Genomic DNA, 16892 nt, shown 5'->3' with positions numbered 1-16892 from the left:
TCGATTGATGTAATCGTTTCGTCACCAATACTAGGGCCCTCGGTTCAGGTCTCTGTGAGCCTGGCATTCCCAATAAGAATAAAGAGGTGCTCGCATGACCAGTTGTGCCCAGGCGCTCGTCCGGTTACTTGAAGGCTACGGCGTGGAGTCGGTGTTCGGCATTCCCGGTGTGCACACGGTCGAGCTTTATCGCGGGCTGCACGGCAGTTCTCTGCGCCACATCAGTCCGCGTCACGAACAGGGTGCAGGCTTCATGGCGGACGGCTACGCCCGGGCCAGCGGCAAGCCTGGCGTATGCTTCATCATTACCGGCCCCGGGATGACAAACATCCTCACCGCCATGGGCCAGGCCTACGCCGACTCGGTGCCGATGTTGGTGATTTCCACCACCAGCCGCCGCGAACATCAACGCCTGGGCCATGGCTACCTGCATGAAATGCCCGACCAGCGTGCAGTGGTTGCCGGGGTCTGCGCCTTCAGCCATACCTTGCAGCGGCCCGAGGAATTGCCGGAAGTGCTTGCCCGTGCCTTCGCGCTGTTCGGTTGTGCCCGCCCGCGTCCAGTGCACATCGAAATTCCGTTGGACGTGCTGGAAATGCCGGCCGACAACCTCGACCTGCGCCCACGTAGCTTGCCGCAAGCCCCGGCGCCGGCTGCCGCGAATATTGCGGCGGCGGTGAAGCTGCTGGCGACGGCGCGCAAGCCGTTGATCCTCGTCGGTGGCGGCGCCCGAGGCGCAGGCCCGCTGGTGCAGGCACTGGCGGAAAAGTTGCAGGCGCCGGTCGCTCTCACCACCAATGCCCGTGGCCTGCTTGCGCCGGAGCACCCGCTGTTGCTCGACGGGGTGCAGTCGTCGGCTCATGGCCGTGCACTGTTTGCCGAAGCCGACGTGGTATTGGCAGTCGGTACCGAATTGGGGGAAACCGATTACGACTTCTTTGGTCTGGGCCCGCTGTCACTCAATGCGCCGCTGATTCGCCTGGACATCGATCCCTTGCAGATATTGGGGGTGGCTCGCGCCGACGTGGGCTTGCTGGGCGATGCCGGGCAAGGGCTGCAAGCGCTCCTGGCGGCAGTGCCTGAAGCCGCCGCCAGCGACTGGGCCTATCAGCGTGTGGCACAGGTCAACGCTGCCGAACGGTCCGGCTGGAGCAGCAAGCAGAACGTCATGCAGCAGATGCTCGACACCCTGCGCGACAGTCTGCCCGCGCCGATCGTGGTCGGCGATTCGACCCAGCCGGTGTATCAGGGCGCGCTGGGTTATCGCGCCCCGCAAGCCAACAGCTGGTTCAACGCCGGCACCGGCTTTGGCACTTTGGGTTACGGCTTGCCGGCGGCCATCGGCGCCAAGCTCGCCGCGCCCGATCGTCCCGTGGTGGCGGTGGTCGGCGATGGCGGCGTGCAGTTCTCCAGTGCCGAACTGATCGCTGCCCGTGAAGCAGAGTTGGGGGTGATCGTGGTGCTGTGGAACAACCACTGCTATGCCGAAATCCGCGACTACATGACCAACCGCGATATTCCCCCATTGGGCGTGGACATCCTGCCACCGGACTTTGCCGCGTTGGCCAAGTCCTGCCACGTCGCCCACATCGCCATAAGCAGCCTTGAGCAGTTGCGCGAGGTACTTGCCAGCCAGGCCCACATCCGTCAGCCGATTCTGCTGGAACTGGACGCCGCCGCTTTTCTGTCTGCCTGAGCCGCCATTTGCTGAACCGTTAGGAGTGAACCGCATGGAATTGCAGAAGAGATTTGCCCTGAAGTGGATCGACCAGCATCGCCAGCAGTTATCGGATTGGCACCAGATCATCTGGCACTACGCGGAGCCAGCGTTTCGCGAGTACAAGTCCTGTGCCTGGTATGTGGATCTGTTGCGCAAGGAAGGTTTCACCGTCGAAGAAAACAGCGGCGGCATGCCCACCGCGTTTTGCGCAACCTTCAGTAATGGCCAGGGACCGGTGCTGGCAACCTACGCCGAATACGATGCGGTCCCCGGTAACTGCCAGGCTGCCACCACCCGCAAGATGCCCCGCGAAGGTTTGTCGCGATTCGCTCCTGGCCACACCGACCCGCATTCTGCGCTCGGCATCAGTGCGTTGGGCGGGGTGCTCGCGGCGAAGGCGGCGATGCTTGAGTTCGGCATCGAGGGCACCATTCGTTTCTTTGGTGAGCCGGCGGAAAAGCTCCGTGCGTCCAAACCCGTACACGCGGCCAAGGGTTACTACGACAACCTGGATGCGGCGATCAGCTTTCACCCCACCTACATGTTGCCGCTGAACAACACCACCACCTGGGATACCCATTGCGGCATTGCTTACGCCTACATCTACAGCTTCACCTGCGAAGACCCGGAACACTGGATTGCCGCCGACCGCTATAGTCCGATCCCGCAGAATCACCTGGCTGCGCGGGCACCGGGCGCCAACGATGCGCTGATGCACTTCTACAACCTCAACGAAAGCCTGCGCCGTTCGACCCTGCCGTTCACCGGTTTGTGGAGTTACAACGAGGCCATCCTGACGGCCGGGCAGGCCACCGCAGACAACCTGCCACCGCACCTGTCACAGATCCAGTACCTGCTGCGTTGCGACTCGATCGAGCAGGCCGAAACCATTTCCAAGGTGATGGATAACAACGCCGCCGCTGCAGCGATGGCCACCGGTTGCCAGTGGAAAAAGACCTGGGTCTGCAAGTCCCGTGGGGGGCTGCCCAACCACGTGCTGGCGCGTGCGACGTACAGCAACCTGGCCGCCGTCGGCGCACCGCATTGGGGCGCCGAGGCCTGTGACATTGCCCGCCAGATCCAGAGCAATCTCGGCCTGGAACCGATGGCGGAGCCCTTCCTGCCAGCCACTGAACAACTGATCGACCCGCAGGAATGCGAACGGCAGATGCGCCTGCAAATGCCGGCATGGCAGAAGTACCTGACCTCCGACGACTACCCCGAATACACCTGGCATTGCCCGACCGTGCGTCTGCTGGTGGCCCGCCCGATGCTCAGCGCTCCCGCCGGCCACGTGTACCCGGATTGGGTCTCCAATGCCCTGGGCGGCATACCGCAGACCATCGACCCGATGATCGAGGTGGCGGCGAAAACCATTGCCAACACCTTGCTCGACCTGTTCTGCAACGAAGACCTGCTGAAGGCTGCCACGGACGAGTTCAACCAGCGCACCGGCGGCGGCATCGGTGGCGAGCACTGGCAGGCGCCGCTATTGCCGGCCGACTTTCAAGCCCCTCATCGCTTCCGCTGGCCGGAGTACATACGCACCGTACGTGGTGAAGAGTGGTGGATCCCGGCGCGCGACGACGAATAGTCGTGGCGTTGCCCGGCCTGCCTGAACAATCAGAATTCGAGGATCCAGACGTGCAAGCACTCACCCACGTGAATATCCCCCAGTCACACACGGACACCGCAGTCGTTGCCATCGATGACCTGCACAAGAGCTATGCCGATCACCACGTGCTCAAGGGCATTTCGATGCGCGCCAAAGAGGGCGAGGTGGTCTCACTGATCGGTTCCAGTGGTTCGGGCAAAAGTACCTTGCTGCGTTGCATCAACCTGCTGGAAATCCCTTGCAGCGGCAGCCTGAGAATCAATGGCGAGGAAGTGCGTTTGAAGTCAGGGCGTGGTGGCGTCGCGCAGATCGCCGATCCGCGTCAGGTCGAGCGTCTGCGCACGCGCTTGAGCATGGTGTTCCAGAGTTTCAACCTGTGGCCCCACCGCACCGTGCTGGAAAACGTTATCGAAGCGCCGGTGTACGTACTTGGCGAGGACCGCAAGGAAGCCACGGCGCATGCCGAGCACTTGCTGGAAAAAGTCGGCCTGATCGACAAGCGAAACGTGTATCCCTCGTTTCTGTCCGGTGGCCAGCAACAGCGCGTAGCGATTGCCCGGGCCCTGGCCATGCGCCCGCAAGTGATGCTGTTCGATGAGCCGACCTCGGCCCTGGACCCTGAGCTGGTGGGCGAAGTGTTGCGGGTGATTCAGGGCATCGCCGAAGAGGGGCGGACGATGATTCTGGTCACCCACGAAATGGCCTTCGCCCGCGATGTGTCGAGCAAGGTCATCTACCTGCATCAAGGCCGGATCGAAGAAGAAGGTACGCCGCAGCAGGTATTGCTCGATCCACGCAGTGAGCGTTGCCGTCAATTCGTGATGGCCCAGGACAATCGCGGATAACCCGCACTGATGTTTTCACCTCGATAACTACAACCTGAAAAGAGGCATCAAGACATGAAGAGAACTCTGTTGATCACCCTGCAAGCCTGCCTGCTGGCCGGCATCGCCAGCACCTCGTTCGCTGCTGACAAACTGGTGTTTGGTATCGCCCTGGAACCTTACCCGCCGTTCTCCTTCAAGAGCGGCAAGGGCGAGTGGAGTGGCTTTGAACCGGAGATGATCACCGCAGTCTGCGAGCGCATGAAGGCCGATTGCAGCCTTAACGAAATGTCCTGGGACGGCCTGATTCCGGCCCTGAAGTCGCAACAGGTGGACGTGGTGCTCAACTCGTTGTCGATCACTCCCGAGCGTCAGCAAGTGATCGATTTCACCCAGCCGTACTTCTTCACCCGCGCACTGTGGATCGGTGATCGCAGCATGGAGCTCGAGCCGACCCCGGCCGGCCTCAAGGGCAAGATCATTGGTGTGCAGGGTTCGACCACCCACGCCGCGTTCGTCAAAAAGTACTACGGCGAAACCTCCACCATCCGTTATTACAACGACCAGGACGACATCCTCGCGGACCTGCGCAGTGGTCGCGTCGACATCATGTTGGCCGACCAATTGGTGGTTGAGCCGCTGCTGGACAACCCCGACAACTCAATGCTCGCCAGCAAGGGCGTGGCTCCGCTTGACCCGCTGTTTGGCGATGGTGTGGGCGCGGGTGTGCGCAAAGGCAACGATGCCCTGCGCGAGCGTTTGAACGTGGCGCTGCAATCGCTGCGTGCCGACGGCAGCTACGAAAAGATCCGTGAGCGCTACTTCAAGTCTGATATCTCGGCCCTTGAGTAATCAGCTTCTTCCGGCAAACCCAACGCAGGTGTGCTCATGACACTTTCTGATATTTCCCGGCTGTTCTTCAGCGATGGCTGGCTCCAGGCCTTGGCCCAGGGGATGGTCAAGACCCTGGGGATTTCCCTGGGGGCCTTTGTCCTGGGGCTGGCCATCGGCCTGGTCGTGGCCATGGTCAAGCTCAAGGGGCCGCGCTGGATGGTCGTTTGCGCCAATTGCTACACCACGCTCTACCGCGCGGTGCCGGAATTGCTGCTGATCCTGCTGCTCTACTACGCCGGTGCCGATCTGATCAACCTGACGCTGGCCGCATTCGGCCAGCCGAGCGTCGAGATCAACGGGTTCATGGCTGCCGTGGTGGTGCTGGGCATTGTGCAGGGTGCCTATTCGGGGGAAATCATTCGCGGTTCGATCGAGTCCATCCCCCACGGTCAGATTGAAGCGGCGCGCGCCTACGGAATCTCCCGCAGTTTGCTGGTGAGGAGGGTGATCCTGCCGTGCATGCTGCCCTTCGCGATCGCCGGGTTATCCAACCTGTGGCTGGTGCTGGTCAAGGAAAGCGCCTTGATCAGCGTCGTGGGTTACAGCGAATTGCTGACAGCGGGTCGCCAGGCGGCGGCATCGACCAAGCACTATTTGCTGTTTTACCTCGCCGTGGCAGCGTTCTATTACTTGATCACGCTGGTTTCCAGCTCGGTCTTCCGGCGGGTCGAAGTGCGCTTCGAACGCTGGATGCCACGGCACGCATAAGGGGAGGGCGAGCATGGACTTTCATTGGCTGGGCAATTTTTACCAGGAGCTGGTCAAGGGCGCCGGACTGACCCTGCAGCTGTTGCTGATCTCGGGGGTTATCGGCTTTTTCATGGCGGTGCTCGTGGCGCTGGGGCGCTTGTCGAAGAACCGCTTGCTGTCCAACGGCCTGCGCTTTTACACCAGCGTGCTGCGGGGGACGCCACTGCTGGTGCAGATTTACGTGTTGTACTACGGCGTGGGCAGTGTTTTTGCGACCTTCCCGCTGATTCGCGGCAGCATGTTCTGGCCGTACTTGCGAGAAGGCTTCTGGTACGTGGCGTTCGCGCTGACCTTGAGCGTTTCCGCGTACGTCGGTGAAGTGTTGCGCGGTGGCTTGCGCGCGGTACCGCGTGGCGAACTGGAAGCCGCGCGGGCCTATGGCATGCGCCCCTGGCTGGTGTTGCGCCGGGTGTGGATGCCGCGCGCCTTGCAGATGCTGCGCCCGACATTGGCCGGGGAAAGCGTGATGCTGCTCAAGGCCACGGCGCTGGCCTCGACCGTGGCGGTTACCGACTTGCTGGGCGCGGCAAACCTGGTACGTTCGCAAACATTACGTGTCTATGAGCCGCTGCTGGTGGTGGCGGTGATCTACATCATCCTGGCGATTGTCATTGAGCAAGGTTTTGCCCGGATAGGCAAAACGCCGCAACGTCAGGCCTGACTTCAAGGTCGATGGACACATCGGCCCAAGGGCTCATAAGGAGTGTCATATGAAATATTCGTCCATGGTCAAACGCATCAGTGGCGAAACCGTCACCGCCTGGGACATTCACTACGCAGCCTGTGATGCACAGGCTCGCGGTGAAGATGCGATCGTGTTGAGCATCGGCGATCCGGATTTCGCCACTGCCGATGAAATATGCGCGGCAGCGGTTCAGGCAATCAATGAGGGCGACACCCATTACACCCACGTGATCGGTCGCCCGGCCCTGCGCGAAGCGATTGCCGCCAAGCAGTCGGCGTTGCTCGGCCAGCCGGTGTCCGCCGACAACGTGGCGCTGGTGGCCGGCGCACAGAACGGTTTGTATGCCACGGCCATGTGCCTGTTCGAACAAGGCGATGAAGTGCTGGTGCCGGAACCCATGTACCTGACGTACGCGGCGAGCATCCAGGCTTCAGGTGCATGCCTGGTGCCGATTGCCCAGCCGGCCGAAGAAGACTTCCGCCTGACCCTGGCCGCGCTGGAAGCGGTGGTGACCGACAAGACCCGTGGCATCGCCTTGGCCACGCCGAACAATCCCACCGGCAACGTCTACACCCGCGAGGAGCTGGAGGCCGTTGCGCTGATTGCTCAACGCCATAACCTGTGGGTCATCAGCGACGAGGTTTACGGTCAGCTGACCTATGACCGTCCGCACCAGAGTGTGGCCACCCTTGAGGGCATGGCCGAGCGCACCGTGGTGCTTAACAGTCTGTCCAAATCCCATGCCATGACCGGCTGGCGGGTAGGCTGGGTGGTGGGACCGCAAGAGCTGATCGGCCACCTCGATAACCTGTTGCTGTGCATGCTCTACGGCTTGCCGGGGTTCATTCAGGCCGCCGCGCTCAAGGCACTGGAGCTGGATGAGCAAGTGGTCGGGGAAGGGCGGGCTCTTTACCGTCGGCGCCGAGACCTGGTGGTCGAAGGATTGCGCCACGTGCCGCTGCTCAAGTGCAAGGTGCCTGAGGCGGGCATGTTCATGCTGGTGGATGTGCGGGAGACGGGCTTGTCGAGCACGGACTTTGCCTGGCAACTGTTCCGTGAAACCGGTGTTGCCGTACTCGATGCCAGCGCTTTTGGCGCCAGTACCACGGGCTTCGTACGCATCTCGTTCACGGTCTCCGACGCAGCGCTCAGTGATGCCTGTGGCCGAATCGCAGGTTTCATCGAGCGCCTTCGCGGACAATGACGTTTCTGCTGCCAACGGGCGTAGGGGCCTGCCCCTGTCTGCCTTGGCAGCCATTCGAAATCCGATGCGACAACTTCAATACGGCGGCACAGGATTTCCTGTCGCCGTAGCGTACTTTTCTCGAGGCATAAAAAAACGGCTTACCTTGCGGTAAGCCGTTTTTAGTACTTGGTGGCTACACAGGGACTTGAACCCCGGACCCCAGCATTATGAATGCTATGCTCTAACCAACTGAGCTATGTAGCCAAGTGGCGCGCATTATTCACCGGTAACGGGGATGCGTCAAGCATAAATCTAAAATATTTCTCTGCGCTTTCAACCGTTTATCAAAATCTATCCTCTGAGCAGGGGTGAAGGGCAGCGCTGGAACCAGCGACTGGCCTGTTCGTACGCGTGCGCCAGTTGCAGGACGGCGAAGTCGGCCTGGTGCCGGCCGATGATTTGCAGGCCCATGGGCAGGCCGCTGGCGTTGAAGCCGACCTGTACGTTGGCCACCGGGCAGCCGGACAAGGTGCCGGGAATCACCACCTCCATCCAGCGGTGATAAGTGTCCATGGTCACGCCCTCGATGGCGGCGGGCCACGGTTGGGTTTTATCGAACGGGAACACCTGGGCGCTGGGCAGCAGCAGGTAGTCGTATTTTTCGAACAGCCTGGAGATCGCCCGATACCAGTCGCTGCGCGTCACCGAGGCGGCAAACACGTCGGTGGCCGAGAGTTTCAGGCCGTTTTCCACTTCCCAGCAGGCCTCCGGTTTCAACAGCGCACGTTTTTGCGGGTCGGCATAAGTCGCACCCAACGAACCGGCGACCATCCAGTGACGCAACGTCCGCCAACTGCTCCACAGCTTCTCTGGCGCGAATTCGGACTGAACCGGTTCAATGTGGCAACCCAGGCTTTCGAAGTCGACAAAGGCCTTCTCGCACAGCGAGAGGATGCCTTGCTCCATCGGCAGGTAGCCGTTGAAGTCGCCGAGCCAGCCCAGACGCGTGCCTTTGAAGTCTCGACCCAGCGGTGCCGCAAAGACGCTGCCGGGCTGGGCAATGGACAGTGGCGCCCGCGCATCGGCCCCGGCCTGCACCGACAACAGCAACGCCGCATCGCGCACGCTGCGAGCCATGGGGCCTTCGTAGCCGAGTTGGTCGATAAACAGGTCGGCACTGTCATCGAAGGGCACGCGGCCCTGGGACGGACGGAACCCGAAGATGTTGTTGAAGGCCGCCGGGTTGCGCAGGGAGCCCATCATGTCGCTGCCGTCGGCCACCGGCACCAGGTGCATGGCCAGCGCCGCCGCCGCGCCACCGCTGCTGCCGCCTGCGGTCTTGCTCGGGTCGTAGGCACAACCGGTCGCGCCGAACAGCGGGTTATAGCTTTGCGAGCCGAGGCCGAATTCCGGGGTGTTGCTCTTGCCGATGATGATCGCGCCGGCGGCCTTGATCCGCTCGACCATGATGCCGTCGCGCTCGGGGATGAAGTCCTTGTACAGCGGCGAACCCAGGGTGGTGCGGATGCCACGGGTCAGGGACAAGTCCTTGATGGCGTGGGGCAGGCCGTGCATCCAGCCACGGTATTGGCCTTTCGCCAGTTCGGCATCGCGGATATCGGCCCGGGCCAGCAGGTCTTCTGGCGCTTGCAGGCTCACCAGCGCATTGACCTGCGGGTTGAAGCGTTCGATATGGGCAAGATAAGTCTGCATCACTTCCCGGCAGGAAACCTGGCGCAGGCGGATGCGTTCGGCGAGCTCGTGGGCCTGCAACAGGACCAGTTCGCTGATGTTATTAGAGTTCATTGCAAGCGGCCTTTCAGACGGCTGGAAAAACGCCCCGCCATCGCGTCGGGGCGGTAGAGATCAACGCATCAGGTTGGTCCAGAGACGGTCGGCCAGGCGGATCGCGCCTTCGCCGCAAGTCTTGCTGAACACCACGTTGGTGCCTTCGGGAATGTGCAGTTCCGGCGCGTCCTTGAGGCTCGCATCAAGGAACGGCTCCACACCCTTGATCGGGCTCTGGTGCTTGAGGAAGTTCTGGGTCATCGCCGCGTTTTCAGGCTGGCTGAGGAACGCGATGAAGGCCTTGGCGTTCGCCGGGTTCTTGCTGCCGGTCGGGATGACCATGTTGTCGACCCAGGCCAGCACACCTTCTTTCGGGTACAGGTATTTCAGGCTCGGTTTCATCTCCCGGGCGCGCATCGACGAGCCGCCCCAGAAGGTCGACATGTCGATTTCACCCGAGGCGAGGTTTTCGCGGATCGAGCCGGCCTTGGAGCTATAGGTCTTGACGAAGGGTTTCTGCGCCTTGAGCAGGGTCAGAACCTGCTGCATCTGCTTCGGGTCTTCGCTGCACAGCGGGATATTCAGGTACAGGCTGGCCATGTCCACCACGTCGCTGACCGAGTCGAACATGTTGATCCGCCCTTGCAGCTCGGCCGGTGGCTCGTAAAGCACCTTGAGGCTGTCGGTGGGGCCCTTGTAGCGCTCGGTGTTGAGCACCACGCTGGTGGTACCCCAGATGAACGGCACGGAGTAGGCGCCTTCCGGGTCCCAGGTGGGTTTTTTCAGGTTGTCGACGACGCTGGCGTAGTAGGGCTGGTTGACCGGGTCGAAACGCTCCAGCAGTTTTTCCTTGATCAGGATCGGCACGAACTGGTGCGACGGGATCGCCACGTCATAACCGGCACCCCCCTGCTTCAATTTGGCCAGCAGGGTTTCGTTGGAATCGTAGGAGTCAACGGTGACTTCGATGCCGGTCTGCTTCTGGAATTTGGCGAGAATCTCCGGCGAAAAGTAACCGCTCCAACTCACCACGTTGAGTTTTTCCGAGGCCTGAACGCTGCCGGCCATGGTCAGCGGTAAAGTCAGGAACAACGAAGTGCCGATGCTTGCAATCAACTTGCTCATGCTATTTCCCCACAGTACGTAGAAGGTTCAGGTTTTCTTTTTGCCCAGCAGATAAGAGAGCGTGACGAACAGCACCGAGACGCCCAGGATCAGGGTCGAGACGGCGTTGACGTCCGGTGTCACGCCCATGCGCAACAGGCCGAAGATGAAAATCGGCAAGGTCGTGGTGCCGGCCTGGGAGACCATCATCGAGATCACGAAGTTATCCAGTGAGACGATGAAGGCCAGCATCAGCCCGGAGAAAATCCCCGGCATCAGCAGCGGCAGCGTGACCTTGCGGAAGGTCCGCCACGGGCCGGCATACAGGTCGGCCGAGGCTTGCTCCAGGGACAGGTCCATGTCGTTCAGGCGTGCCCGTATCGGCAGAAAGGCAAACGGAATACAGAACACGGTGTGCGCAATGATCAGGTTGCCGTAGCCCAGGGACAGGCCGATGGTGGAGAACAGCGCGAGGGTGGCGACGCCGACCACGATTTCCGGCAGTACCAGGGGCAACATGATCGCGCCCATGGACAGTTGCAGGCCCTTGAACTTCGCACCCCGTGAAGTGCCGAGGGCGGCGAGGGTGGCGATGGCCGTGGCGACCATGCTGGCGCAGACCGCGATCAACAGGCTGTTGCCGGCCGCCTGGCGCAGGGCCTGGTTGGCGAAGGCCGCGCGATACCAGTCGAGGCTGAAACCGGTCCACACCGTGGCCGACTGGTTGGCGTTGAACGAGAACACCACCAGCACCACGATCGGCGCGTAGAGGTACAGGTAGAACAGAAAACTGAAACCGCCGAAGCCCGGGAAATCCTGCACACCCAGCGTGTTGCGTTTGAACAGGCTGATCATCACGCACCTCCTTTGGCGATGCGCTGGCGCTCGGCACGCAGGGCATAAACCGTCAGTACCAACATCACCGCCGCCATCAGCACCAGCGACAGGGCCGCGCCGAATGGCCAGTTACGCGCATCGCTGAACTGCCGGAAGATCAAGTTGCCGAGCATCATCCGCGTGCCGCCACCGAGCAGTTCCGGGGCGATCATCGCGCCCAGGCAAGGCACGAAAGTGAGAATGGCGCCGGCGAGAATCCCCGGCCTGGCGATCGGCAACACCACCTTGCGCAAGGTTCGAATGCGTCCGGCGTAGAGGTCCTGAGCCGCTTCGAGCAGGCGGATGTCCATTTTTTCCAGGGTGGCGTAGATCGGCAGTACGACGAAGGGCGCGTAGGTGTAAACCAGCCCCAGCAGCACCGCGCCGTCGGTGTAGAGAAGTTGTAGCGGCTGGTCGATCACTCCGAGGCCCATCAGACTGTTGTTGATCACCCCGGTATTGCGCAGCAGCAGAATCCACGCATAGGTGCGGATCAACAGGTTGGCCCAGAACGGCACGGTGATCAGAAAGATCAGCAGACCACGACGATGGGGCGGCTGCATGGCCAGCCACACCGCCACCGGAAAACCGATCAGCAAAGTGATGAGGGTGGTCAGCCCGGCGATGCCGATGGAGCGCAGGGCAATGATCAGGTAGGAGTCGGCGAAGGCCAGGCTGTCATCCAGTTGTCGTTCGAACAGCAACGAGGTGTAGGCATCGCTGCTGAATACCTTGTTCACCCCGCCGTAGGGGTTGGCCTCCATCAACGAATAGCCGATGACAATCAGGATCGGCACGATCAGAAACAGGCCGATGGCGATCAGCGCCGGGCTGACCCCGAGGAAACTCTGGAAGGCCCGCCGACGTTCCAGGGTATTGGCAATCGGTAAAGCGTGCATGGCGATTCCTCGTGCTCAATCGTGCAGGACGCTGGCGCTGCCCTGGTCGAACAACAGACCGGCCTGGCTGCCGACGGCGAAGCGTTTGCTCTGGTCGACGCAGTTGGGGGTGCGCACAGTGAGGCGCGAACCGTCGCTCAGGCTGACCTGGTATTGCAGGTCGGTGCCGAGGTAGATCTGCGCTTCGATTCGGCATGGCAAGGCACATTCGGTATTGCCCGGCACCAGATGCAAACGCTCGGGACGCACGGACAAAGTGACGTTGGCCCCGACCCGCACATCGCTGCATGGCTGTGCAGGCAGCGGATGACCGGCCGGGCCGGCGAACCAGGCCAGGCCGTCTTCGATGCGGGTGACCGTGCCTTCGATGAAGTTGGTTTCACCGATGAAGTCCGCCACGAAGCGATTGCGCGGGCGTTCGTAGATGTCTTCCGGACGGCCGACCTGCTGCACCTCGCCTTCGGACAACACGGCGATGCGGTCGGACATGGTCAAGGCTTCTTCCTGGTCATGGGTGACAAAGATGAAGGTGATGCCGGTGCGGGCCTGAATGGTTTTCAGCTCTTCGCGCATGGCCTGGCGCAGCTTGAGGTCCAGCGCCGAAAGCGGTTCGTCGAGCAGCAAGACTTTGGGGTGCGGCGCCAATGCACGAGCCAGGGCGACACGCTGTTGCTGACCGCCGGACAACTGCGCCGGCTTGCGGTTGGCAAAGCGTTCCATCTGCACCAGGGCGAGCATCTCGCGCACCCGTTCGGCCAATTGCGTTTTGTTCAGGACTTTGCCCATCGGGTGGGACTCAAGGCCGAAGGCCAGGTTCTCGGCGATGGTCATATGCGGGAACAACGCGTAATGCTGGAACACCGTGTTGACCGGGCGCTGGAAGGGCGGGCGGTCGGCGATGTTTTCGCCGTAGAGCAGAATCTCGCCTTCGGTAGGGAATTCGAACCCGGCGATCATCCGCAGGAGCGTGGTTTTGCCGCAGCCCGATGGGCCGAGAAGGGTGAAGAACTCGTTGTCGCGAATGTCCAGGTCGATGCTTTTGAGCGCCACCGGGCCAGTCTTTGGATCACCGTAGACTTTGCGCACTGAGCGGATGGACACCGCCAGCGTTTGCAGCGAATGCAGGGCATTCATGCGTTACCTCCGATTCCCCCATCGCCTGCGCACGTGCTGAAAACAGCTGTGTCGTCGGGCCATGGATATTATTTTTCTGGGCAGGATCGAGATTGCGTTCGGGTGTTGTAACCAGCTGTTTTTTTGTTCTGCTGTGGATCGATTATCAGCGAGGGGTTGCGGGGGCGAAACTTCAATTTTAACATAGGGGCTGTTAAAAAATTTAACAGCAGAAGGCGCCCGAATACCATGCCTGACCACCGTTTGCCGCCGCTCAACGCAGTGCGTGCCTTTGATGCCGCGGCCCGGTTGGGCAGCTATGTCGAAGCCTCCAAGGCCCTGCACGTGACCCAGCCGGCCATCGGCCGCCACGTGAAATTGCTGGAAGACTGGCTAGGCATCCAACTGTTCGAGCGCACCTCTCGCGGGGTCAACCTGACGACGGCGGGGGAGAAGTACCACCGCAAGATCACCGCCGCCTTGCAGTTGATCATCGAGGCCGGAAAAGAGGCGCAACCCAAGCACGCCGAACGCTGGCTGCGCATCATGGTGGTGCCGGGGTTTGCCAAGCGCTGGCTGATGCCGCGCATCGAGGCTATGCGGCACCTGCGTCCGGGCTTGAAATTCGCCATCGAACCCAATTCGACCTTCACCGAGGTGGATGGCAAAAGCGCTGACCTGGGCATCGTCTACGGGTTGGACGGCCAATATGCCCACTCGCGCACCAGCCTGATTTGTCCTCGGGTGTTTCCGATCTGTTCCCCTGATTATCTGGCCAGCGTCGAGCCCATCGACAGTCCCGCGGACCTGGTGAAGCACAACCTGATCCACGTCGATGACGGCGAGTGGTGGAACCTGTGGTTCGCCGCCAATGACCTCGACATCCACCTCAATTCGGACATGCTCTACGTCAACAACGACCACGCCTTGTCGGTGGCCGAGAGCGGGCAGGGCATTGCGCTGGCCAACGAAGTGCTGGTGCGCGAAGAGCTCCATAGCGGCAAGCTGGTGCGGGTGGTGGACGCGCAAGTGAAGCTGGAAAGCTATCGGGTGCTGACGCCGTCCGCCGAACTCTCGGCGGACGTGGCGTGGTTTATCGACTGGCTAAAGAGCGAACTGGAGCAGGACTTCCCGGAGGCGGTGATCCGCGCCTGAGAAGTCCTGGCGGATTCAACTCAAGCGGAAACGCCCGGTGTTGGCGCTGAGGGCCTTGCTGCCGTGGCTCAGGGTGTCCGCTGCCTGGTTCACCGCGCGGGCACCTTCAAGAAGGCGCACCGCCGCTTGATCGACCTGCTGGATATTGCCGCTGACCTCGTCGGCGGTACTGGCCTGTTCTTCAACCGCCGTGGCGATTTGCGCCAGGGTATCGGTGACGCTCTGCACCGCACTGGCGATTTCACCGAGCCGTTCACCGAGGCCGGTGACCGCTTGTGCATCGCTCTCTGCCTGACTGCAGGCGGCTTGCATCAGGCTGACGGCCTCATTCACGGTGCTGCGCAGGCTGTCGACCGTGCCGGCAATCTGCGCAGTCGACGATTGCGTGCGTTGCGACAGGCTGCGCACTTCATCGGCTACCACCGCGAAGCCACGCCCTTGCTCGCCCGCCCGAGCCGCCTCGATGGCGGCATTGAGCGCCAGCAGGTTGGTCTGCTCGGCGACGCCGCGAATGGTGTCGACTACCAGTTGAATCTGCTGCCCCTGCTCGCTGACCCGGCCCAGCGCCGCAGCGGTCTCGTTCAGGCGTTGATTGAGTTGCTGGATGCTCGCGGTGGTGCGCAGGCTGTCACGGCTGCTGTCGGCGGCAATGCGTCGGGTGTGCTGGGCACTGCCGGACGCCTGTTCGCAACTGTGGGCCACCCCTTGTGAGGTGGCGGCCAGTTGTGTCGCCGCAGCGGCAATCTGGCTGATCTGCAACTGCTGGGCTTCGACTTCGCCCAGGGCATCGCTGGAGTGATGGTTGAGGGTTTGCACCGCGTTGCTCAGTTGCAGGGTTTCGTGATCCACCCCTTGCAGGCTGCTGCGCAGTTGCACCACGGCGACGTTCAGCGCGGTGCTGATGACCGCCAGTTCGTCCCGGCCCTGAACCGGCACTTGCAGACTCAGATTGCCATCGCGCAAGGCCTCGGCCAGCACCGTGATGCCGCTGGCGCTGCGGCGGATCGAGGCCTGCAAACAGATGAACAGATACAGTGCCGCCAACAGCAGGCAGCCCAACACGGCGGCCACCATAACGAACTGGCGGATCGCCGAGTCGTGGTAGTAATCCAGGCGCTGATCCAGCGACACCAGCGACTGCTGGCGCAACGAAGCGAGGTCGGAGAGCAGGGCATCGAGACTGCGTTCGAAATCCTCCGGCTTGAGGTTGATGCTGCCGCCGAACACGCCGTCATCCAGCACCTTCAGGCCCGCATCGAGGCGCTTGAGGCTGTCGTGGTACTGCCCGGCCCAGGTTTGCAGGGCGCTGGGCAAGCGCGCTTCGAGCAGGCCTGCGGTTTTCACCAACTGCTCTCGCGCATCGCCGATGCGACTGCGCAAATCGCGCAGTTGCAAGCGGCTTTGCAGGGTGAACTGCCCGGACACCACCGAGGCCTGGCCCACCGCCGCCAGACGACCGACCCGTTCGATCAGGTCTGGCGCATGCTGGGTGGAGATCTGCGTCAGCAAGTAGGTTTCCAGCCACGGTGCCAGCGTCAGGCGATTGTCCATGGCGATCTGCTCGCGCAAGGCTTGCAGGGCGCTCAAGGCGTTGGTGAAGCGATCATAACCATCCGGCCACCAGCCGACATTGCTCAGGCTTTTTGAGTCGAGGCCATCGAGGGCGGTTTGCAGGGCCTGGTAACGCGACAGGGTCTCGCCCTCGGCGTTTTCTTTTTGCAGGGCATTGCCCAACTCGGCAGTGGCCTGGCTGACGGCGGGCTGAACGGCATCGAAGGCGGCCATCGCGGCGAGGGTGGCCGGCGTTGGCTGGCGATTGGTTTCCGTGGCGCGCCACCGGGCGGCGCGATCACGCTGGGCGGCGAGCAGGTCATCCAGCGCATCGAGCGCAAGCAGTTGCCGCACCCCGGCGCGTTCGCCTGAGATCAGGTTGAGTTTGTCGCGATAGTCCTGGCCGATCATCCACAGGCTACCGGCCAGCGGCAGGATAAATAGCAGAAACAACAGCTGGAATTTACGTGCGAAGCCAAAACGCCCCAGCAGCCCGATCCCCGGTGATAAAAAAGCCTGCATGCCCCAAGACTCCTCTGGACACCACGCACTATTGGCGTGCGTCGGAGGTTGTGGACTCCGACTCGTGCCCTCTAAAAAGGCCTCGAAAGTTCACCCTTGTCCGCTCTGTAGGCCGACTCTGTAGCGAAACTTCCCATTGTCGGTCTCCTTTGTAAGGAGGCCGCGTTCAAGCAGACAAGGAAGGCAAGATTCAGACCATGGCTTTGCGCC

14 protein-coding genes and 1 tRNA gene are annotated in these 16892 nt (G+C 61.8%); 8 read left to right on the top strand and 7 right to left on the bottom strand.

Features of this window, described 5'->3' with window-relative positions; genetic code table 11:
* Positions 1–94 precede the first annotated feature (94 nt).
* The 7 genes from ASD95_RS18380 to ASD95_RS18350 are packed head-to-tail and all read left to right on the top strand — an operon-like array spanning position 95 to position 7692.
* On the top strand, positions 95–1696 hold the full coding sequence (locus ASD95_RS18380; RefSeq protein ID WP_056726292.1) for a 5-guanidino-2-oxopentanoate decarboxylase: 1602 nt from the start codon (positions 95–97) through the stop codon (positions 1694–1696).
* A 34-nt stretch (positions 1697–1730) separates the two neighbouring features.
* Positions 1731–3314 (top strand): hypothetical protein, encoded by a 1584-nt coding sequence (locus tag ASD95_RS18375; protein ID WP_056726291.1) that lies wholly within the window; start codon positions 1731–1733, stop codon positions 3312–3314.
* Between the two features lie 50 nt (positions 3315–3364).
* The gene (locus tag ASD95_RS18370; RefSeq protein ID WP_409078423.1) at positions 3365–4180 is read left to right on the top strand and encodes an ABC transporter ATP-binding protein; all 816 of its coding nucleotides are present in this window, start codon (positions 3365–3367) and stop codon (positions 4178–4180) included.
* Positions 4181–4234: 54 nt separating this feature from the next.
* Complete coding sequence (locus ASD95_RS18365; RefSeq protein WP_056726290.1) at positions 4235–5011, top strand: transporter substrate-binding domain-containing protein; 777 nt, start codon at positions 4235–4237, stop codon at positions 5009–5011.
* Between the two features lie 36 nt (positions 5012–5047).
* Entirely contained in the window at positions 5048–5761 is a 714-nt protein-coding gene (locus ASD95_RS18360; protein ID WP_056726289.1) for an amino acid ABC transporter permease, read from the top strand.
* A gap of 13 nt (positions 5762–5774) precedes the next feature.
* Complete coding sequence (locus ASD95_RS18355) at positions 5775–6464, top strand: ABC transporter permease (RefSeq protein WP_056726288.1); 690 nt, start codon at positions 5775–5777, stop codon at positions 6462–6464.
* Positions 6465–6513: 49 nt separating this feature from the next.
* The gene (locus ASD95_RS18350) at positions 6514–7692 is read left to right on the top strand and encodes a pyridoxal phosphate-dependent aminotransferase (RefSeq protein WP_056726287.1); all 1179 of its coding nucleotides are present in this window, start codon (positions 6514–6516) and stop codon (positions 7690–7692) included.
* Positions 7693–7861: 169 nt separating this feature from the next.
* On the opposite strand, the gene ASD95_RS18345 is transcribed toward ASD95_RS18350, so the two are convergent.
* From ASD95_RS18345 to ASD95_RS18320, 6 genes are all read right to left on the bottom strand, one after another.
* Positions 7862–7938 (bottom strand) — tRNA-Met (locus ASD95_RS18345).
* Between the two features lie 87 nt (positions 7939–8025).
* Positions 8026–9480: an amidase gene (locus ASD95_RS18340; protein ID WP_056726286.1), complete on the bottom strand. Its 1455-nt coding sequence runs from the start codon at positions 9478–9480 to the stop codon at positions 8026–8028.
* 60 nt (positions 9481–9540) lie between these two features.
* Positions 9541–10587 (bottom strand): ABC transporter substrate-binding protein, encoded by a 1047-nt coding sequence (locus ASD95_RS18335; protein WP_056726285.1) that lies wholly within the window; start codon positions 10585–10587, stop codon positions 9541–9543.
* A gap of 27 nt (positions 10588–10614) precedes the next feature.
* Positions 10615–11421, bottom strand: a complete 807-nt coding sequence (locus ASD95_RS18330) for an ABC transporter permease (protein ID WP_056726284.1) — start codon at positions 11419–11421, stop codon at positions 10615–10617.
* Positions 11421–12341: an ABC transporter permease gene (locus ASD95_RS18325; protein ID WP_056726283.1), complete on the bottom strand. Its 921-nt coding sequence runs from the start codon at positions 12339–12341 to the stop codon at positions 11421–11423. Before ASD95_RS18325 ends, ASD95_RS18330 begins: the two co-directional genes overlap by 1 nt.
* Positions 12342–12356: 15 nt before the next feature.
* Entirely contained in the window at positions 12357–13475 is a 1119-nt protein-coding gene (locus tag ASD95_RS18320; protein ID WP_056726282.1) for an ABC transporter ATP-binding protein, read from the bottom strand.
* 228 nt (positions 13476–13703) lie between these two features.
* On the opposite strand from ASD95_RS18320, the gene ASD95_RS18315 reads away from it, so the two are divergent.
* Positions 13704–14609, top strand: coding sequence for a LysR substrate-binding domain-containing protein (locus tag ASD95_RS18315; RefSeq protein WP_056726281.1), 906 nt, complete (start codon positions 13704–13706; stop codon positions 14607–14609).
* A gap of 15 nt (positions 14610–14624) precedes the next feature.
* Here the strand turns inward: ASD95_RS18315 and ASD95_RS18310 are convergent, their stop codons facing one another.
* Positions 14625–16682 carry a methyl-accepting chemotaxis protein gene (locus ASD95_RS18310; protein ID WP_056726280.1) on the bottom strand — a complete coding sequence of 686 codons (2058 nt, stop codon included), beginning with the start codon at positions 16680–16682 and terminating at the stop codon, positions 14625–14627.
* Positions 16683–16892 lie beyond the last annotated feature (210 nt).

The organism is Pseudomonas sp. Root71 (genome assembly GCF_001429045.1).
GTDB lineage: Bacteria > Pseudomonadota > Gammaproteobacteria > Pseudomonadales > Pseudomonadaceae > Aquipseudomonas > Aquipseudomonas monachiensis.
This window is presented reverse-complemented; position numbering and strand designations above follow the sequence as displayed.

Excerpts from the sequence above, each read along its gene's own strand:
- ASD95_RS18355 (WP_056726288.1), top strand. The coding sequence starts at position 5,775 with ATGGACTTTCATTGGCTGGGCAATTTTTACCAGGAGCTGGTCAAGGGC.
- ASD95_RS18350 (WP_056726287.1), top strand. The coding sequence starts at position 6,514 with ATGAAATATTCGTCCATGGTCAAACGCATCAGTGGCGAAACCGTCACC.
- ASD95_RS18360 (WP_056726289.1), top strand. The coding sequence starts at position 5,048 with ATGACACTTTCTGATATTTCCCGGCTGTTCTTCAGCGATGGCTGGCTC.
- ASD95_RS18365 (WP_056726290.1), top strand. The coding sequence starts at position 4,235 with ATGAAGAGAACTCTGTTGATCACCCTGCAAGCCTGCCTGCTGGCCGGC.
- ASD95_RS18315 (WP_056726281.1), top strand. The coding sequence starts at position 13,704 with ATGCCTGACCACCGTTTGCCGCCGCTCAACGCAGTGCGTGCCTTTGAT.
- ASD95_RS18340 (WP_056726286.1), bottom strand. The coding sequence starts at position 9,480 with ATGAACTCTAATAACATCAGCGAACTGGTCCTGTTGCAGGCCCACGAG.
- ASD95_RS18325 (WP_056726283.1), bottom strand. The coding sequence starts at position 12,341 with ATGCACGCTTTACCGATTGCCAATACCCTGGAACGTCGGCGGGCCTTC.
- ASD95_RS18330 (WP_056726284.1), bottom strand. The coding sequence starts at position 11,421 with ATGATCAGCCTGTTCAAACGCAACACGCTGGGTGTGCAGGATTTCCCG.
- ASD95_RS18375 (WP_056726291.1), top strand. The coding sequence starts at position 1,731 with ATGGAATTGCAGAAGAGATTTGCCCTGAAGTGGATCGACCAGCATCGC.
- ASD95_RS18335 (WP_056726285.1), bottom strand. The coding sequence starts at position 10,587 with ATGAGCAAGTTGATTGCAAGCATCGGCACTTCGTTGTTCCTGACTTTA.
- ASD95_RS18310 (WP_056726280.1), bottom strand. The coding sequence starts at position 16,682 with ATGCAGGCTTTTTTATCACCGGGGATCGGGCTGCTGGGGCGTTTTGGC.
- ASD95_RS18320 (WP_056726282.1), bottom strand. The coding sequence starts at position 13,475 with ATGAATGCCCTGCATTCGCTGCAAACGCTGGCGGTGTCCATCCGCTCA.
- ASD95_RS18380 (WP_056726292.1), top strand. The coding sequence starts at position 95 with ATGACCAGTTGTGCCCAGGCGCTCGTCCGGTTACTTGAAGGCTACGGC.